The organism is Paraburkholderia sp. Cy-641, from assembly GCF_011752945.1.
Classification (GTDB): domain Bacteria; phylum Pseudomonadota; class Gammaproteobacteria; order Burkholderiales; family Burkholderiaceae; genus Paraburkholderia.
This window is the reverse complement of sequence record NZ_VWWM01000021.1, coordinates 101,590-120,459: the sequence shown is the minus strand read 5'-3', so window position 1 is coordinate 120,459 and position 18,870 is coordinate 101,590. Positions and strand designations below refer to the sequence as shown.

The 18,870-nt window shown below is 67.7% G+C and carries 8 protein-coding genes; all 8 read right to left on the bottom strand.

Annotated elements, in window-relative coordinates; all coding sequences use genetic code 11:
* On the bottom strand, positions 1-1,536 hold a 1,536-nt coding region (gene treY, locus F3J20_RS14115; RefSeq protein WP_167283648.1), incomplete at its 3' end, for a malto-oligosyltrehalose synthase.
* Entirely contained in the window at positions 1,533-3,869 is a 2,337-nt protein-coding gene (malQ, locus tag F3J20_RS14110; RefSeq protein ID WP_167283647.1) for a 4-alpha-glucanotransferase, read from the bottom strand. The genes malQ and treY, both read right to left, overlap by 4 nt.
* On the bottom strand, positions 3,866-5,794 hold the full coding sequence (gene treZ, locus F3J20_RS14105) for a malto-oligosyltrehalose trehalohydrolase (protein ID WP_167283646.1): 1,929 nt from the start codon (positions 5,792-5,794) through the stop codon (positions 3,866-3,868). The genes malQ and treZ overlap by 4 nt, the downstream gene beginning before the upstream one ends.
* A gap of 67 nt (positions 5,795-5,861) precedes the next feature.
* Positions 5,862-8,093, bottom strand: coding sequence for a glycogen debranching protein GlgX (glgX, locus tag F3J20_RS14100; RefSeq protein ID WP_167283645.1), 2,232 nt, complete (start codon positions 8,091-8,093; stop codon positions 5,862-5,864).
* A 117-nt stretch (positions 8,094-8,210) separates the two neighbouring features.
* Positions 8,211-10,421 (bottom strand): 1,4-alpha-glucan branching protein GlgB, encoded by a 2,211-nt coding sequence (glgB, locus tag F3J20_RS14095; protein ID WP_167283644.1) that lies wholly within the window; start codon positions 10,419-10,421, stop codon positions 8,211-8,213.
* Entirely contained in the window at positions 10,414-13,893 is a 3,480-nt protein-coding gene (treS, locus tag F3J20_RS14090) for a maltose alpha-D-glucosyltransferase (RefSeq protein ID WP_167283643.1), read from the bottom strand. Before treS ends, glgB begins: the two co-directional genes overlap by 8 nt.
* Positions 13,890-17,390 (bottom strand): maltotransferase domain-containing protein, encoded by a 3,501-nt coding sequence (locus F3J20_RS14085; protein ID WP_167283642.1) that lies wholly within the window; start codon positions 17,388-17,390, stop codon positions 13,890-13,892. The genes treS and F3J20_RS14085 overlap by 4 nt, the downstream gene beginning before the upstream one ends.
* A gap of 520 nt (positions 17,391-17,910) precedes the next feature.
* The gene (locus F3J20_RS14080) at positions 17,911-18,573 is read right to left on the bottom strand and encodes a DUF1345 domain-containing protein (RefSeq protein ID WP_167039140.1); all 663 of its coding nucleotides are present in this window, start codon (positions 18,571-18,573) and stop codon (positions 17,911-17,913) included.
* Between the last annotated feature and the right edge of the window lie 297 nt (positions 18,574-18,870).

Sequence of the window (18,870 nt, the reverse complement as noted above, 5' to 3'; positions counted from 1 at the left end):
CCGTGCGGGCGGCGCGTCTTCGGCGCTGCCGCCGAGCCATGCGTTCACGCGCTCGAGCGCGGCATGATCGGCGCGCGGCAGCGTCGCCCGCGCGCGGGCGAGCGCCGCGTCGAAGTAGACGTTGTCGGCGGCGCTGCGCAAGCCGTTCTGCGGATAGATGCGGTACACCGGGAAATGCACGACCAGTTCGGTCAGCACGCGGCGCAGCGTCGTGAACGTGAAGTCGCGCGTCGCTAGCGAATCGCGCGCGATGCGGTGCAATGCGCGCGCGGCGCGATCGAGTTCCGCCGCGAGGTTCTCCGCGAGAATCTTGCGGCGCGCGGCGAGCGCTTCGTCGGCGAAATGCGCGGCGCGGCCGGTCAGCTCGACCCATGTGCGCGCGAGCGATTCGGCGCCGGCCGGATCGTGCAGCAGCGCGCCGACGTCGTTCATGAAGTCGTAGCCGGTTGTACCGTCGATGGGCCAGTCGTCGCGCAGCGGCTCGTCGTGGCCGAGAATCTTCTCGACCACGACGTACGGCGCCGTGTCGCGCAACTCGGCGAGCCGTTGCCGCAGGCGCTGGCAGTATTCGCGCGGCTCGGCGAGTCCGTCGACGTGATCGATGCGCAGACCGTCGACGAGCCCTTCGCGATACAGCCGGAAGATCAGCGCATGCACCGCGTCGAACACCTCGGGCCGCTCGATACGCACGCCCGCGAGCGTCGAGATGTCGAAGAAGCGCCGCCAGTTCACTTCGTCGGATGCGGTGCGCCACCACGCGAGCCGGAAGTGCTGCCGTTCGAGCAGCCGATGCAGCCGGTCGCGCGTGACCGGGTCTTCCGGTGCATACGCTTCGAGCACGAAGTCGAGCGCCGCGGCGCCGTTGCGCGCCGCGAACTCGCGCAGCGCGTCGCGCGCAACGGCCGCGCGCGGCTGATCGGCGGGCTGCGTCGTGAGTCCCTGAAAGCGGTTGGCGAGCGCGCCCAGATCGGCGCGCTCGGCGCTCGCCAGGATCGCCGCGTAATCGATCGGGCACACCGGGAACACGTGCGGGCCGTAGCGAACATCAAAGCGCCCGCTGTCGGCCGCGAAATGCAGCGCGATGCGGCCCGCGGCAAGCTCCTCGCCGTAGGGCGCGCCGAGCATCGGCAGCAGCACCTTGCCGCGCAAGGCGGGGTCGGGCGAGTGCCAGTCGACGTCGAAGTGGCGCGCATACGTGCTGTGGCGTCCCCATTCGAGGATGTCGAGCCACCACGCGTTGCTCGATCCGCCGACGCCCATATGGTTCGGCACCAGGTCGACGATGAGGCCCATGTCGTGCGCGCGCAGCTTTTCGACGAGGCGCCGCAAGCCCGCCTCGCCGCCGCATTCGGCGCTGACGTCGGTGTAGTCGACGGTGTCGTAGCCGTGCGTCGAGCCGGGCTCGGCCGTCGTGATCGGCGATGCGTACAGGTGGCTGATGCCGAGCGCGGCGAAGTATTCGACGTGGCGCGCGGCGTCGTCGAACGTGAAGCCTCGATGGAATTGCAGGCGTAGGGTGGAGCGTGGGACGGTCATGGCGTGTCGGGCTCCGAAGAAGCGTTGGATGAAGGGGTAGCGGGGCGCGCCGAAGTCGAAGCCGGAGCCGAAGCCGGGGAAGCCGGGGAAGCGGAAGAGGCCGAAGCATCCGAATCCGGCGCGCCGGCCGGCACCGAAGCGGCGGCGCGGCGCACGCGGTCGATCTCGCGCAGGCGCTCGCTGAACGCGGCGTCGTCGAACATCGCATCGACCGGCAGCGTCATGCGGCGGCGCCAGTTCGGATGCTCGTCGATCGAGCCCGGCAGGTTCGGCTGCTCGACGAGCGCGAGCAGGTCTTCGAGCGGGAGCGTGACGAGCTCGCAGGGCGTGGCCGCGACGAACGCGAGCGCCGCGTCGACCGGCGCGCTGTCGGGGGGCGCGCCGTCCTGCGGGCCGCGCGGGGACAACGCGTGGGCGGCTACGCCCGCCTGCTGGAACGCGCGCCACAACTTCGCGCGGTCGTGCGCGCGTTCTTCCTGCGCGACCTGCTCGGGATCACGGCCATCGGCGCGCGCCAGCGTCTGCCCGATCCGGTTGCGCCACGTGATGTCGCTGCCGCGCCACCAGCCGGCCACGGTCGGCAGATCGTGGGTGGTGGTTGTGCCGACCGCATGGCGGTCCCAGTCGCGCGGCGCCTTGAAGCCGTCGCCGCCGGACGCGCCCTCGAACCACAGCACGCGAATGCCGTCGATGCCATGTTCGTCGAGCCGCTCGCGAAACCCGGGCGGCACGGTGCCGAGGTCCTCGCCGATCACGATCGCGCGATGCCGCCACGATTCGAGCGCGATAAGCCGCAACAGGTCTTCGAGCGGATAGCGCAGATACGCGCCGTTGCGCGCGCTCTCGCCGTCGGGCACGAGCCACAGCCGCCGCAAGCCGAGAATGTGGTCGATGCGGATGCCGCCCGCCTGCGCGAACGCGGCGCGCAGCATGTCGATGAACGCGGCGAAGCCCTGCGTGCGCATCGCGCGCGGCGAGAACGTGGTGAGTCCCCACGACTGGCCGGCCTGGTTGAAGAGATCGGGCGGCGCGCCGACCGACACGCCGCGCAGCATGTCGTCGGGATACGACCATGCGTGACTGCCGGCGCTGTCGCAGCCCACCGCGAGATCGGCGATCAGGCCGATCGCCATGCCGGCTTCGCGCGCGACGTGCTGCGCATGCGCCAGGCCGCGTGCGGCGAGCCATTGCAGGAACAGATGGAAGTCGACCTCGGCGCGATGCGCGGCGGCGAATGCCTCGACTTCGGGGCTGCGCGGATCGCGCAACGCCTCGGGCCAGTTGCGCCAGTGTCCGTCGCCGCCCTGCGCGAGCTGCGCGGCCTGCAACGCTTCGAAGCGCGCGTGATCTTCGAGCGCGCGGCCGGCGCGTTCGCAGAAGCCGTGAAATTCGAGCGCGCGCGGCGTGGGCTGTGCGCGCTCGTCGGTGTTGAACCGCTCGTAGAGCGCGCGCAATACCTTGAACCTCAGCGGTGTCGCATTCGGCCAGTCGATCAGCGGCGCGTTTTCGTATTGCGCGTATTGCGCCCACGCGTTGCGCGCGCTTGCCGACGGCAGCACGGCCGCCAGCGCGGCCTGCATCGCGTCGGCGCCGAACATCGCGGCGGGGTCGATATGCGCGACGTTGAGCCACAAGCGCGAGGACGGCGAGTAGGGGCTGAAGCGCTCGGGCTGCGCGCTGAACATCGCATGCGTCGGGCTGACGGCGAGCGCATGCGCGCCGCGTTGCGCGCTGTGCCGCGCGAGTTGCGCGAGCGCCGTGTAATCGCCGATGCCGCCGTCGCCCGCGCGGCGCAAGCCGTACAGTTGCGCGGCGATGCCCCACAGCGGCGGCGCGGGCGGTGCCTCCCGGCCGTCGTGCAAGGTGCGCCACGCATCGGCGACGGTATAGCAGCGCGGCGGCGCGACCGCGAGCGTCACATGCTGCTCGTTGATGACGAGCGTGTGATAGCCGGCTTCGTCGATCGGCGCGAGTAGCGCTTCCTCGCCCTTCGGCGCCGTGAAGCGGCCGTCGATGATCGAACCGCTTTCGAGTTCGATCCGGTAATGGCTGCCCGATTTGACCGCGGCGGCGGGCAGCGCGATACCGCGCCCGACCATCGCGGTCATCAGCGGCGGCAGCTTGCGGCCCGATAGTTCGGTCTCCAGAGCGGCGGCGCTCTGGCGAGTCTGCGTGGCGTTGCCGCACGGCAGACCCATGCGTTCGAGCAGCGTCGCGAGCGTGCTCTCGGGCACGCGCTGCGTCGTGCGATGCGCGTCCTGCCACTCCACCTCGAAGCCGGCGCGGACGGCGAGCGCGGCGATCCTGTCGTTGGGGGGGCGTCGGGTCGTCACGCGCGATGCTCCTGGCGGCCCGCGATGCGCGCATCGTGGCCGCTCGCGTATTCGCTGACGTCGCCCGTGAGCCACGCGACGAACGCATGCGCCGGCAACACGTGGGCGTCGATCCGCTCGCGCACGCGCGGCGGCGTTTCGAAGATCACCTTGCCGTCGGGCGCATGCCCGAACGCAACCTCGTCTTGCGACAGATTCAGCGCGATCGACAACGTCTCGCCGTCGCCGAGTTTCCAGCGCGCGACGAGCGCGTTCGCGTCGCTGCCGTCGGCTGCGGGCAGCACGCGCGCGCCGAGTGCTTTGCCGTGCTTCAGACGCGGCGTGATGAGCTTCGCGCGCACCGCGAGCGCGGACTTGTAGAAGTGCAGCCAGTCGAGGCGGTCGGGGTTCGACGCCGCAGCGGCTGCGGTATCGGTTGAAGAATCGGGCGCGGGCGGCGACGACGCCGCGAACGTCCGCGCATCGTTCGGATCGGGAATCAGCGCGCGCCGCTTTTCGTCGCTGAACGCGGAGAAGCGCGCGAATTCACGCCGACGTCCTTCGCGCACCGCGTCGGCGAGATCGCCGGTGTAGTCGGTGAAAAACAGGAACGGCTGTGTCGAGCCGTACTCCTCGTCCATGAACAGCAGGGGAATCTGCGGCGACAGCAGAAGCAGGCCGGTCGCGGCGCGTAGCGCGTCGTCGGAAGTCAGCGAGCGCAGCCGCTCGCCGCAGGCGCGATTGCCGATCTGGTCGTGGTTCTGCAGGAACATCACGAACGCGGTCGGCGGCAGATGTCCGCTGGCTTCGCCGCGCGGCGCACCGTCGTGAATCGGCGACGGGTCGCCCTGATACGCGAAGCCCTCGGCCAGCACGCGCGCGAGGCGGCGGATCGGCTGGTCTTCGTAGGCGTGGTAGTAGCCTTCGGTTTCGCCGGTCAGCAGCACGTGCAGCGTGTTGTGCGCGTCGTCGTTCCATTGTGCGTCGAAATGCGTGTCGAGCAGGCTCGCGCTGTTGCGCTCGTTTTCGAGCACCAGATGCACGTGGCGGCCATGCTGCACGCGCGCGCGAATATGGTCGGACAATTCGCGCAGCCAGTCGTGATGGCCGATCGCATGCACCGCGTCGAAGCGCAGCCCGTCGATGCGGTATTCGTTGATCCAGTAGACGGCGTTGTCGGTGAAGAATTCGCTCACTTCGCCGCGCTCGAAGTCGATCGCGGGGCCCCACGGCGTCGCCGCGCCCGCGCGGAAAAACGGCCGTGCATAGCGGTGCAGATAATTACCGTCCGGGCCGAAGTGGTTGTATACCACGTCGAGAAACACCATCAGGCCGAGACCGTGCGCGGCGTCGATCAGCGCCTTCAACTCGTCGGGGCGGCCGTAGGCGGAATCGGGCGCGTAGGGCAGCACGCCGTCGTAGCCCCAGTTGTGGCGGCCGGGGAAATCGTTCACCGGCATCAGCTCGATTGCGGTGACGCCGAGCGCGGCAAGTGCCGCGAGGCGCTTCTGCACGCCCGCATAGCCGCCCATGGCGCCGACGTGCAATTCGTACAGCACCGTTTCCTCCCAGGGCCGGCCGTGCCAGCCGGTGTGCTCCCAGCGATACGCGCGCGGGTCGATCACTTCGCTCGGTCCATGCACGTCCTGCGGCTGGAAACGCGAGGCCGGATCGGGCACGACCTGGCCGTCGTCGAGCCGGAAGCGGTACAGCGTGCCCGCGCCGCTCTCGACACTCGCCTCGAACCAGCCGTTGCCGGCCGGCGTCATGTCGTGCGCGCCCTGCGCGGGACCGTTTTCGATCAGCACCTGGGCGCTTTTGCACGACGGCGCCCAGAAACGGAAACGCGTGCGCGGCCTGGCGCCCGTCGCGCCGATCAGCTGCGCGCTGAACGGCAGGCAATGCGCGTGATGATGCGCATGAGGATCAATCGGACTTTCGGACATGATTCTTCACCCTTCGAGAATCGGCTATCGAACTGTCTTGCAACGTGTTTGCCGCAGTGGTCGCCGGTTAGGGCGACACATCGCCTTCCGGCGCTTCCGCGCCGGCCTCGCCGCCGGCGCGAGGATCGGGCGGCAGCGCGCTCAGCAGCCGCGAGCCGTGCCGCGCGCCGGCTTTCCAGCCGGCCTGCCAGTCCGCCTCGCCGCTCGGCTGCGCGGCCAGCATCACGAGCGTGTGCGCGCCGACTTCGACTTCGGCCGTGGCGAGCCGCCGCGGCGCGTCGTCCGGGGCCGCCGTGTCCAACAGCACGTGCCATTCCAGATGCGGGGCGGGCGGAACGAACTGCCGCGGCTCCTCGTGCGCGTTGAGCATCAGTAACAATACTTCCGTTTCGCCATTCAGGCCCGGACCCGCGCGGCGCAACGTGAACGCGCGGCCTTCCGGGTCTTCCCAGGCTTCGATCGTGAGCGGGTCGCCGTGCTCGTCGAACCAGCCGACGTCGAACAGGCCCGGCAGCACCTCGCGGTCACCGAACAGAAAACGCGTTTCGCGCAGCAGCGGATGGCGCTTGCGCAACGCGACCATGCGCGCAACGAACTCGGTCATACGCCGGCCTTCCGGCGAATCCGCGAGCGGCCAGTCGAGCCACGATATTTCGTTGTCCTGGCAATACGCGTTGTTGTTGCCGAACTGCGTGCGCAGTGCTTCGTCGCCGGCCAGCAGCATCGGCGTGCCGAGCGCGACCAGCAGCGTCGCGATCAGCGAACGCGACACACGCCGGCGCGTGGCGAGAATCGCGGGGTCGTCGCTCGGGCCTTCCACGCCCCAGTTGCGGCTGCAATTCTCGTTGTGGCCGTCGTTGTTGTCTTCCTGATTCGCCTCGTTGTGCTTCTGCTCGTAAGCGGTGACATCGGCCAACGTAAAGCCGTCGTGTGACGTGATGAAGTTGATCGACGCCCACGGTTTGCGGTGCCGCCGGTTGAACAGATCGGCCGAGCCCGTCAGGCGCGCGGCGAGATCGGGCCGCAGGCCCGCGTCGCCGCGCCAGAAGCGCCGCACGGTGTCGCGAAAACGATCGTTCCATTCGCTGAAACCGGGCGGATGATTGCCGAGCTGATAGCCGCCGGGGCCGATGTCCCACGGCTCGGAAATCAGCTTGCGCTGCGACAGGAGCGGGTCCTGGCGCAACGCGTCGAAGAGGCCCGAGCCCGGATCGAAGCCGTGGCTCTCGCGCCCGAGCGTCACGCCGAGATCGAAGCGAAAGCCGTCGATGTTGAACGCACTCGACCAGTAGCGCAGCGAATCCATCACCATTTGCAGCACGCGCGGATGCGCGAGGTTCAGCGTGTTGCCGCAGCCGGTGTCGTTGATGTGGTGGCGCTCGTCGCCGGGAATCAGCCGGTAGTAGCTCGCGTTGTCGAGCCCGCGCCACGAGATCGTCGGTCCCATTTCGTTGCTTTCGCAGGTGTGGTTGTAGACCACGTCGAGCATCACCTCGATGCCGGCCGCGTGCAACTGCCGCACCGCGATGCGCATTTCGTCGAGCCGGTGCGAACTCAGATACGACGGCTCCGGCGCGAAGAACGCGGCGGTGTTGTAGCCCCAGTAGTTGCGCAGCCCGCGCTCGACCAGAAAGCGGTCGTTCAGAAACGCATGCACGGGCAGCAGTTCGACCGCGGTCACGCCGAGCTTCAGCAGATGCTCGATGAACTCGGGCGAGGCCAGCGCGGCGAAGGTGCCGCGTTCGTGCTGGCGCAGGTTGGCGCGCAGCATCGAGGTGCCGCGCAGGTGCGTTTCGTAGATCACGGTGTCGCCCCACGGCACGTCCGGGCGCCGGTCGTGCGAGGCGTCGAATGCCTCGTCGATCACGACGCACTTCGGCATCGCGGGCGCCGAGTCGCGCCGGTCGATCGACAGGTCCGCGCGATTCGAATGCATGCGAAAGCCGAACAGGGCATCGGACCAGCGGAATTGCCCGACGAGCTTGCGCGCATACGGATCGAGCAGCAGCTTGTGCGGATTGAAGCGATGCCCGTATTGCGGCTGATACGGCCCGTGCGCGCGAAAGCCGTACGCGGTGCCCGGATGCGCGTTCGGCAGATAGCCGTGCCAGATTTCGTCGGTGCATTCGGGCAGCGCGAAGCGGCGTATCTCCTTGCGGCCGGTGGGATCGAACAGGCAAAGCTCGATTTTCTGCGCGTTCGCGGAGAACACCGCGAAATTCACGCCGAGGCCGTCCCAACTCGCTCCGAGCGGATACGGCGCGCCGGGCAGCAGCCGGTCGGGCATGGCATGCGACATGGTTCCCCTTTCCTGTTCTGACTTATGAGCGCGAAGCCCGGGTTTTCATGCCACGGGCGCGTGGCGCATGTGTCGGCGAGTCCTCGCGAACCGCGCGCCCGTGGTGCGGCAGCTTCGTCAATCCGCGCGCAATACGATCGTCGCGAGCGGCGGCAGCGTCAGCGCGGCCGAGTACGGGCGGCCGTGGCTCGGCACATGGTCGACGTGAATCCGGCCGCCGTTGCCCATGTTCGAGCCGCCGTACACGCTCGCGTCGGTGTTCAGCACTTCGCTCCAGTGTCCGCCGCGCGGCATGCCGAGCCGATAGCCGAGACGCGGTACCGGCGTCATGTTGCACAGCACGACGCACTCCGCGCCCGCGCCGTCGGTGCGGCGATACGCGAACACGCTGTTCGCGCTGTCGTCGCCGATCAGCCATTCGAAGCCGCCCGGTTCGCTGTCGAGCCGATGCAGCGCGGACTCGTCGCGGTACAGGCGGTTCAGATCGCGCACCAGCAGCTGCACGCCGTGATGCAGCGTATCGTCGAGCAGATGCCAGTGCGGCGAGCCGTCGTGATCGAACTCGGCCATCTGGCCGAATTCGCCGCCCATGAACAGCAGCTTCTTGCCCGGATGCGTCCACATGAAACCGAAATACGCGCGCAGATTCGCGAAACGCTGCCAGCGGTCGCCGGGCATCTTGCCGAGCAGCGAGCCCTTGCCGTGCACCACCTCGTCGTGCGAGAGCGGCAGCACGAAGCGCTCCGAGTACGCGTACACCATGCCGAACGTCATGTCGTGATGATGGTATTGGCGATACACCGGGTCTTCGTGCAGGTAGTGCAGCGTGTCGTGCATCCAGCCCATGTTCCACTTGAAGTCGAAGCCGAGGCCGCCGTCGTCGAGGCGCGCGGTCACGCCGGGCCAAGCGGTCGATTCCTCGGCAACCGTGATCGCGCCGGGCACGCCCGGCACGTAGCGGACTTCGTGATTGAGGCGCTTGAGGAACGCGATCGATTCGAGATTCTCGCGGCCGCCGTGGATGTTCGGCACCCACTCGCCGGCCGCGCGCGAATAGTCGCGATAGAGCATCGAGGCCACCGCGTCGACGCGCAGGCCGTCGACGTGATAGCGCTTGAGCCACGCGAGACCCGAGGCGATCAGGAACGCGCTGACCTCGTTGCGGCCGAGGTTGTAGATCATCGTGTTCCAGTCCTGGTGGTAGCCCTCGCGCGGATCGGCATGCTCGTAGAGCGGCGTGCCGTCGAAGTCGACGAGACCGTGCGCGTCGTTCGGAAAATGCGCGGGCACCCAGTCGAGAAGCACGCCGAGCCCGGCTTCGTGTGCGCGATCGACGAAGCGCGCGAACTGCTCGGGCCTGCCGAAGCGCGCGGACGGCGCGAACTGCCCGAGCGGCTGATAACCCCACGAGCCGCCGAACGGATGCTCGGCAATCGGCATGAACTCGAGGTGCGTAAAGCCCATGCTCGTCACGTAGGGAATCAGCCGCTCGGCGAGTTCGTCCCAGTCGAGGCCGCGCTGGCCTTGTTCGGCGATGCGCAGCCACGATTCGGCGTGCACTTCGTAGATCGTGAGCGGCGCGCTCGCGGTCTGCCGGTCGGCGCGGGCTTGAAGCCAGTCGTGGTCGGTCCACGGAAACTGCTCGACCTCGTCGACGTACGCGACGACCGATGCCGTGCCCGGCGGTCTTTCGGTCTGCATCGCGCAGGGGTCGGCCTTCAGCGGCAGCGGATGACCGTCGCGCGACAGCAGTTCGTACTTGTAGCGCGCGCCCGGCCCCACGCGCGGCACGAACAGTTCCCACACGCCGGCCTGATGGCGTAGCCGCATCGGATGACGGCGGCCGTCCCATGCGTTGAAGTCGCCGACCACCGACACGCGCCGCGCGTTCGGCGCCCACACCGCGAAGCGCACGCCGGGCACGCCGTCCATGTCGATCGGCCGCGCGCCGAGACAGTCGAGCACCGCATACGGATCGCCGCGCGCGAGACGTTCGAGCGGTTCGTCGCCGAGCACGGGACCGAACGAGTAGGTGTCCTCGACTTCCTGCACGACGCCATGCCAGTCGATCCGCAAGCGGTACGGTTGCGCGGACGCGACGCGGCCCGCGAACAATCCCCCGCGCAACGGTTCGAGTTCGCCGAGCGTCGCGCCGTCGGCGCGCGCAATCACGCTGACCTGCGCGGCGTTCGGCAGCAGTGCGCGCACGACCGGTCCGGCGTCCGTGCGATGCGGGCCGAGTTGCGAGAACGGATCGGGATGGCGCGCTTCGACGAGCGCGTCGATATCGACCGGTTGCAGGCCAGCGGCCGGATCATGCTCATTCATAGTCGCCCTCGGCCGGGTTAGGCGGCGCGGCGTCGCGCGGTGCCTCGCTGGATGGATTCGACGGATCGTGACCCGGCGGCGTGCCGGGGGTGCCGAGCAGGCGGTCCGCGAGCGCCGCGAGGCCGCGCACCGGCAGGCTGAGCCACGTCGGCCGGTTGGCCGCTTCGTAGCGGATCTCGTAGGCGGCCTTCTCGATCAGGAACAGGTCGAGCAGCGCCTGCTCGGATTCGGGCGCGACGAGCGGTGTCGGCGCCTGTTCGACGATCGCGCGGTACTCGGCGAGGAACGTTTCCGTGGCTTGCACGCGGAAGCGTTCGAACAGCGCGCGCTTGCGGTCCGCGGTCTGTTGCGGCGCGCTCTCGGTGGTCGATTGCGCGGCCGCGCTCGCATACGACAGCGAACGCATGAGACCGGCCACGTCGCGCAGCGGGCTCGATTTCTGCCGACGCTCTTCGAGCGAACGCGCGGGCTCGCCCTCGAAGTCGATCAGATACGCGTCGCCCTGCGCGACCAGCACCTGGCCCAGATGGAAGTCGCCGTGAATGCGGATGCGCAACGCGCCCGCCGCGCCGGACACGAGCCCGCCGACCGCCGCGACGAGCCGCTTGCGCCGGTCGAGCAGGCTTTGCGCGAGCGCCTTGGTGTCGGCATCGAGCATGTCGGCAATGCGCGGCGCGAGCAGATCGAGCGCGCTCGCGAGCATCGCCTGCGTTGCGTTGACCCATGCCTTGACGTGTTCGGCGCTGGCTGGTTCCGGCGCGAATGCGGGGTCGTCGGTCGGGCTCGCGAGCGCGACGTGCAGCTCGCCGAGCCGTTTGCCGATGATGCCGGCGAGTTCGCCGTAACCGTCCAGCAGGATCGCCTCGTTGTCGCGATCGGGCGCGGTTTGCGTATCGGTGTCGATCGCGATCGCGAGTTCGTCGACCGAGCGGCGCAGATAATCGAGCGACCAGTTCCACGCGTCGCCCTGATTGTCGATATAGCCTTGCAGGATCGCGAGCGTATGCGGCACGCCCTCGGGATCGACGCGCACCACTTCGCCATACAGCGGCGCCGTGTTCGCATAACCGAGCTGCGTCAGATAGCGGCTGATTTCCGCTTCCGGATGAATGCCGCTGACGAGCCGGCGCACGAGCTTCAGCACGGCGGCATCGGCGACGATCAGCGAGCTGTTGCTCTGCTCGGCCGCGAGCCAGCGAATCTCGGGCCGCTCGCCGAGAGCGTCGAGTTCGGCGAAGCGCCCGGTCGGCAGGAATTGGATCTCGCTCTTCTGCACGGTCGGCACGACCGCGCGTTCGCGCAGCTTGCGCAGCACGTTGTGCGCGAAGATCGGCAGCGAGAACGCGTCGGTCAGATAGCCGACGTTACGGCCGCGCCGCACGCGCGCGAGCGCCAGTTGCAGGAACAGCGGCGTGGTGGTTTCGCCGCCCCACGTGAGCGCGATCGGCACCACATAGCGCTCGGTATGGGCGCCGACGTCCACTTCGATTTCGGTGAACGCGAAGCCGCCGTTCGGAATCGTGGTCAACGCGGCGAGCCGCACCGCGTGCATCTTCTGATCCTTCGAGGCGAACCAGCGGCGCCGGCTCAGCCATGACGGCAACACTTCCGATTCGAGCAGGCGCACGTTCTCGGGCGTCGGGCCGGTTTGCCCTTCGCGGATCACGATCGTGACGAACTCGGGCAGCGGCTCGGAATGCGCCTGCGCCCACGTCGGACGCTGGCTGCCCTCGCAGAGCAGGAACCACAGGAAGCCGTACGGCGGGAACGTCAGCAGATAGGTGAGCTGGCCGATCGCGGGGAACACCGAATCGGCGGTCATTTCGATCGGCACGGTGCCGTTGAATTCGGACAGGTCGAGTTCGACCGCCTGCGGCGCGCGCGAGAGATTGGCGACGCACAGGATCGGCGGCTCGCCCGGCATCTCGCGCAGATACGCGAGAATCTTGCGGTTCTCCGGCTTCAGGAAGCGGATCGTGCCGCGCCCGAAGGTCTGCTTCGCGCGCCGCGTCGCGAGCATGCGGCGCGTCCAGTTCAGCAGCGAATGCGGGTCGCGGCTTTGCGCTTCGACGTTGACGGCGTCGAAGCCGTAGAGCGAGCCCATCACGGGCGGCAGCACCAGCTGCTCGGGGTCGGCGCGCGAGAAGCCGCCGTTGCGGTCCGACGACCATTGCATCGGCGTGCGCACGCCGTCGCGGTCGCCGAGATGGATGTTGTCGCCCATGCCGAGTTCGTCGCCGTAATAGATGACCGGCGTGCCCGGCATCGACAGCAGCAGCGAATTGATGAGCTCGATGCGGCGGCGGTCGCGCTCCATCAGCGGCGCGAGGCGGCGGCGAATGCCGAGATTGAGGCGCGCGCGGCGATCGCTCGCATAGGTGTTCCACAGATAATCGCGCTCGGAGTCGGTGACCATTTCGAGCGTGAGTTCGTCGTGATTGCGCAGGAAGATCGCCCACTGGTTCGATTCGGCGAGGTCCGGCGTCTGCTTCATGATGTCGGTGATCGGAAAGCGGTCCTCGCTCGCAATCGACATGTAGATGCGCGGCATTAGCGGAAAGTGGAACGCCATATGGCATTCGTCTTCGTTGCCGAAGTACTCTTTCACGTCTTCGGGCCACTGGTTCGCTTCGGCGAGCAGCATCCGGTTCGGGTACTCGGCGTCGATGGTCGCGCGAATCTTCTTGAGGATCGCATGCGTTTCCGGCAGGTTCTCGTTGTTGGTGCCTTCGCGTTCGACGAGGTACGGCACCGCGTCGAGCCGCAGCCCGTCGATGCCCATGTCGAGCCAGAAGCGCATCACCTGCAGCACTTCCTTCATGACCGCCGGGTTGTCGAAGTTCAGGTCGGGCTGGTGCGAATAGAAGCGATGCCAGAAATACGCGCCCGCGACCGGATCGTGGGTCCAGTTCGACGGCTCCGAGTCGATGAAGATGATGCGCGTATCGAGGTACTTCTGATCGGTATCGGACCACACGTAGTAGTTGCGATAGTTCGAGCCGGCCTTCGCGCGGCGCGCACGCTGGAACCACGGGTGCTGGTCGGACGTATGGTTGATGACCAGCTCGGTAATCACGCGGATGCCGCGTGCGTGCGCCTCCTGAATGAAGTGCCGCACGTCGGAGAGGTGCCCGTAGTCGGGATGCACGTTGCGGTAATCGGCGATGTCGTAGCCGTCGTCGCGGCGCGGCGACGGATAGAACGGCAGCAGCCAGATCGCGTTGACACCGAGTTCGGCGATGTAGTCGAGCTTGGCGATGAGGCCGGGGAAATCGCCGACGCCGTCGTTGTTCGCATCGAAGAACGACTTGATGTGCACCTGGTAGATGATCGCGTCCTTGTACCAGAGCGGATCGTCGCTCAGCGTGGCCGGCTTGCCGCGCCGGCGTGCATGGGGGTGCGCCTTGGCGCTACTGGCGGCCGCGGCCGTATGCGCCTCGTGCGCGGTTTGGGCGGGATCGTCACGCTTCATGTTCCACCTTCCATCCAGGTTGGGTTGCCAGCGTCTGCGTGAGATGCGCTGTCCGGATCGGGGTCGGTCTCCTGCGGACGCTCGGCGGGCAGGCCGCCGAGCGGTGCGATGCGCCAGATCGAGAACGGCTGCCCCGAGCGGAGCCGCACGTGCTGCCAGCGTCCGTGCCATTCGAAGCGCGCGCCGCTCATCTGGTCGGTGACGTCGAGCGCGCCGTGATCGTGCAGATGCCAGCGCTGGAACGTGTCCCACGACAACTCGACATCGGCGCCCTGTTCGTTGAACGGATCGAGATTGATCGCGACGACGATCACGTTGTCGCGTGCCTCGGTGGCCTTCTCGAAGAACAGGATATGGTCGTTGTGCGCGGTGAGGAACGTGAGGCCGAGATGCGATTGCAGCGCCGGATTGGCGCGGCGAATCCGGTTCAATGCCGTGATCTCGCCGACGATGTTGCCGGGCCGCTGCCAGTCCCATGCGCGCAACTGATACTTTTCGGAATCCAGATATTCTTCGCTGTTCGGCAACGCGGCGGCTTCGCACAGTTCGAAGCCGCTATACACGCCCCACAAGCCGGCCAGCGTCGCGGCGAGCGCCGCGCGAATCAGAAAGCCCGTGCGTCCCTGCGCCTGCAGATGGCGCGGGTTGATGTCGGGCGTGTTGACGAAGAAGTTCGGCCGGTAGAAATCGCGCGCGCCCGTTTGCGTGAGTTCGGTCATGTACTCGATGAAATCGCGCTTCGACTCGCGCCACGTGAAGTACGTGTACGACTGCGAGAAGCCGATCTTGCCGAGCCGGTTCATCATGCGCGGCCGCGTGAACGCTTCGGCGAGAAAGATCGCGTCGGGGTAGCGCGCGCGCACGTCGCCGATCATCCACTCCCAGAACGGCAGCGGCTTCGTGTGCGGATTGTCGACGCGGAAGATGCGCACGCCCGCCTCGATCCAGAACAGGATCACGTCGCGCAGCGCGAGCCACAGGCCGGGCTTCGCGTCGCGCGCATAGAAGTCGGGATTGACGATGTCCTGATACTTCTTCGGCGGATTCTCGGCATAGCGCAGCGTGCCGTCGGGACGCCACGCGAACCATGTCGGATGCTCCTTCAGCCAGGGGTGATCGGGCGAGCATTGAATCGCGAAGTCGAGTGCGATTTCGAGGCCGTGCCCGTGCGCGGCGGCGAGCATCGCCTTGAAGTCGTCGAGCGTGCCGAGCTGCGGATGCACGGCGGTATGGCCGCCTTCGGCCGCGCCGATCGCATACGGACTGCCCACATCTCCGGGCTGCGCGGTCAGCGTGTTGTTGCGGCCCTTGCGGTTCGCAAGCCCGATCGGATGGATCGGCGGGAAGTACAGCACGTCGAAGCCCATCTCGCGGATGCGCGGCAGTTTCGCCGTGACGTCGGCGAAGGTGCCGTGGCGCGCTTCGTCGTCGCTCATCGAACGCGGGAAGATTTCGTACCAGCTTGCGAAGCGCGCGGCGGTGCGTTCTGCGTCGATCCTGTAGATCACCGGGGCGCGGCTCAGGAACGGACGATGGCGCGCGGCCGTCATCGCCTGCGCGGTGGCCGGCGCCAGGATCAGCGCGAGCTTCTGTTCGGCGCCGGCCTTCGTGAAGTCGCGCACGATCCGTTCGAGCGCTTGCTTCTGCGCGCCGTCGGCTGTTTCGACTTCGGCGAGCACGAGCGCGAACAGATGCGCGGCTTCGTCGATTTCGATCTCGACGGTCTGCCCCGCCTTCAGCTTCTTCTCGATGTGCTCGACGAGCGAGGCGAAGTCGTCGCGCCAGGCGATCACGGTGAACTCGTAGCGGCCGATCCGTTCGAGCGGAATGCGTGCGCTCCACAAGTCGAGCCCGGCCGGCGGCGCGGGCGACATGAGCGTTTCGTGCCACGCGGTTTCGTCGGCGGCGCGCCAGAGCACGGCGGCCGCAATCTTGTCGTGCCCCTCGGCGAAAATCGCCGCGCCGATCTCGGCGCGCTCGCCGACGCTGCGCTTCGCCGCGAAGCGGCCCTGCTCGACCGACGGCGAGACGCTTTCGATCGCGACGCGCGGCGCGTCGATTGCTTCGAGCACGGTCTTGTGGCCGCTGTGCTGGCTGTTCGGTTTGTCGATCGGCGGCGCGAGACAGATCGGCTGCTCGGCGAACGCGCGCCAGAGCCGCACGGCGCCAGGCGCGAGCGCGAACGGTGCGAGCGCCGCGGGTTGACTCTCCTGTTGCGCCTCGGTATGCGCAGCGGGAGCGTCGACAGGTGGTGCAACAGGTGGTGCAAAAAGCGGCGCAAAGCGCGTGAAGCCGCCCGGCACGCCCGCGAGGAAGCGCGCGGGATCGACGCGCAGCGGCGCGCCGAGTTCGGGATTGACGACGATCAGCATGGCCTCGCTCGCATCACGCAGATCGGCCTGCTCGGCGCGCAGCAGCACCGCGGCCGGCGCGTCGGGCCCGGAGAGCGGGCGCAATTCACCGTTCGCGTGCAGCACGGGCGTATGGCGCGCGATGTCGTTGGCCTGCGTGATCGCGGCTGTCAGGTCGAAGCGCCGCGCCTGCGCCGCGAGCGCGAACTGTGCGGCATCGCCCCGTGTTTGCGACAACGGTTCGGTAAGGCCGTACTCGAAGCCCATCGGCATCATCCAGCCGCTGCCGATCGCTACTGACGTGAACAGCGCGCGCCGGTACGCGCGCTCGACGAGCGCGGCGTCGTGCGCGTCGCCGAATTCGGCGGCGAGGCGCGTGCCGTACGGCGCTTCGGGAAACGCGATCGGCGTGCCGATCCGCGCGAGCGCCGCGTGTTCCTCGGCCATCCAGCTTGCCCGAAAGTCCCACCAGCGCACCGAGGAAAACACGCTGTCGAAGCCGGCTGGTTCGAGCGCGGGCAGATCGCCGCGCGCGAGGCCCGGCGTCGCGGCGAGAAAGCGCACGTGCGTATGCTTCGCGCGCACCGCCTCGCCGAGATGCCGCCATACGCCGGCCGGCACGCGATGCGGCGAGTCGCAACGGAAGCCGGCGACGCCGGCATCGGCGAGCGCGAGCAACTGCTGCGCCCACCAGACGGTTAGCGCGGCGCTCGTCGCCGGGTCGTCGAAGTTCGCGTAGGCGACGTTGTCCTCACGATGCGCGTGACGCGGATCGAGCCGCGCTTCAGCGGATTCGCGCGCGTGGAACCACTCCGGATGGTCGGCGTAAAGCGCGCCGTCGGCGGCCATGCGGTCGATCACGAGATCGACGAGCAACGCGAGGCCGTTGCGGCGCGCGGCATCGGCGAGCCAGCGCAGCGCGTCGTGAGCCGGCTGCTTCGCCTCGAACACCGGATGCAGCCGCGCATGATTGCCGACCACCTGCCCATGACCGGCCTGGCCTGGCTCGAACAGGCCGCCGATCAACGCATGATCGAAGCTCAGCGCGGCCGCGTGAGCGAACTGCGCGGGCCAGGCATCGAGCGGCCCGACGAGAAGCGAATGGAAAAAATAAATCCGTGGCGCGTACCCGTTTGGAGATTCCATCGGTCGTTTCCAGAGTTGTCCTGCTGCGGTGTGGATGCAATGGCATGCGATCACAGCGCTCATCGGGCTTCCCGGGCGGATACCACGCAGGCGTCAGCGAGGGCGCGTACTGGTCAAATGTAGTGCATAGATCGTCACGCCGCTGGCCAGTCGCGGGTGTTTCGACGCCAGATGCCGGTTGCACGAGGCTGCTCAGCACTCGTGGCGGAAGGGAGCAAGCGTTGTGCCAATGAGGGCCTCGCGAGGACGAGGCAGCGGCGGGGGCGAGTGTCGAGGGGAGGTGCGCGGGAGTCCGCACGGGATTGCGCGCAAGCCGGTCGCGTGCGATGAAGCGCGCATGGCATGCGTAGCGCGCCGGCTGCCAGCGTGTAAAACGGGCGGGTGCCGTGCGGGTTTTACACGCAGCGGATCAATGCTTCGGCGCGTGCTGCAAAAAGCGGAGTGTTCGGACTGTGTGGCACGCATGTGGCGTTCGCATGAAGTTCATGCGAACGCCACATGCAAACCCATGCAGACCGTCTCACGAACCGAGCAGGCCTGCCGCGATGTTCACGCACAAGCCCAGCACGGCGACGTTGAAATAGAACGACAGGATCGATTGCGCGAGCGTGGCCCGGCGAATCGAACGCGAGCGCAGCACCACGTCGGAGGTTTGCGACGCGACCGCGATCGTGAACGAGTAGTACAGGAAGTCCCAGTAGTTCGGCGTGAGCTTGTGATCGGGAAACAGCAGCGCGGTTTCGTGCGCGTCGGTGTCGTAGTAGAGCCGCGCGTAGTGCAGCGTGAAGATCGTCGGAATCAGAAACCATGCGCCGAACATCGTCAGACCCGTCAGCAGATAGTGCCAGGCGGTCGACGCGCCCGCCGTGCCCTTTGCCGAGGCGAGTTCGAGCACGATTGCGGCAATGCTCGCGACTGTCGCGAGGCAGATCACGAACAGCACGACGCCCGCGTTTTCGTCGTCGCTCAACGCGCGTTCGCGCACGCGGTTCTCGTCGGCGAGGGCCATGTGCAGCCAGATCATCAGCAGGTAGCTCCAGACGGCCGCGTCCCAGCCGATCAGTGCGCGCGCCATCGAACTCGTATGCGCGGGCACGAGAAGCGCAACGACGATGCCGATGAAAAGACCGATGACCGTACGCGGACGATTGCGAAGAACCTGCGGATAGTATTTCATGAACATGTGGTCGGGATGAATGACGGTTGCTGTCGCGGATTTTACTCGCGCGGCGCAGATCATTTGTCGAATCGGCGGATCACAGGCTATAGTCTTTCGCAGTGGCCTTGCACGCCGCTTTCAGTTGAAAGGCGATTGGCAGACACCGCCACGCGGTTGCCGTCGCGATATCGCATGCAGCGCGGCGCGCAAGATGCTGCATGCGGTGCGTGCGAACGTCACGCGCAAACACGAGACCGCTCGAGCGGCGCAAAGACCAGGTTTGGGGAAGAGAGCAACCGAAGCAGCACGCGAGCGGCACCC

Bases quoted from the DNA above. Each gene is read 5' to 3' on its own strand.
- F3J20_RS14080 (WP_167039140.1), bottom strand. From the start codon at position 18,573: ATGTTCATGAAATACTATCCGCAGGTTCTTCGCAATCGTCCGCGTACG.
- glgX (WP_167283645.1), bottom strand. From the start codon at position 8,093: ATGTCGCATGCCATGCCCGACCGGCTGCTGCCCGGCGCGCCGTATCCG.
- F3J20_RS14085 (WP_167283642.1), bottom strand. From the start codon at position 17,390: ATGGAATCTCCAAACGGGTACGCGCCACGGATTTATTTTTTCCATTCG.
- glgB (WP_167283644.1), bottom strand. From the start codon at position 10,421: ATGAATGAGCATGATCCGGCCGCTGGCCTGCAACCGGTCGATATCGAC.
- treZ (WP_167283646.1), bottom strand. From the start codon at position 5,794: ATGTCCGAAAGTCCGATTGATCCTCATGCGCATCATCACGCGCATTGC.
- treS (WP_167283643.1), bottom strand. From the start codon at position 13,893: ATGAAGCGTGACGATCCCGCCCAAACCGCGCACGAGGCGCATACGGCC.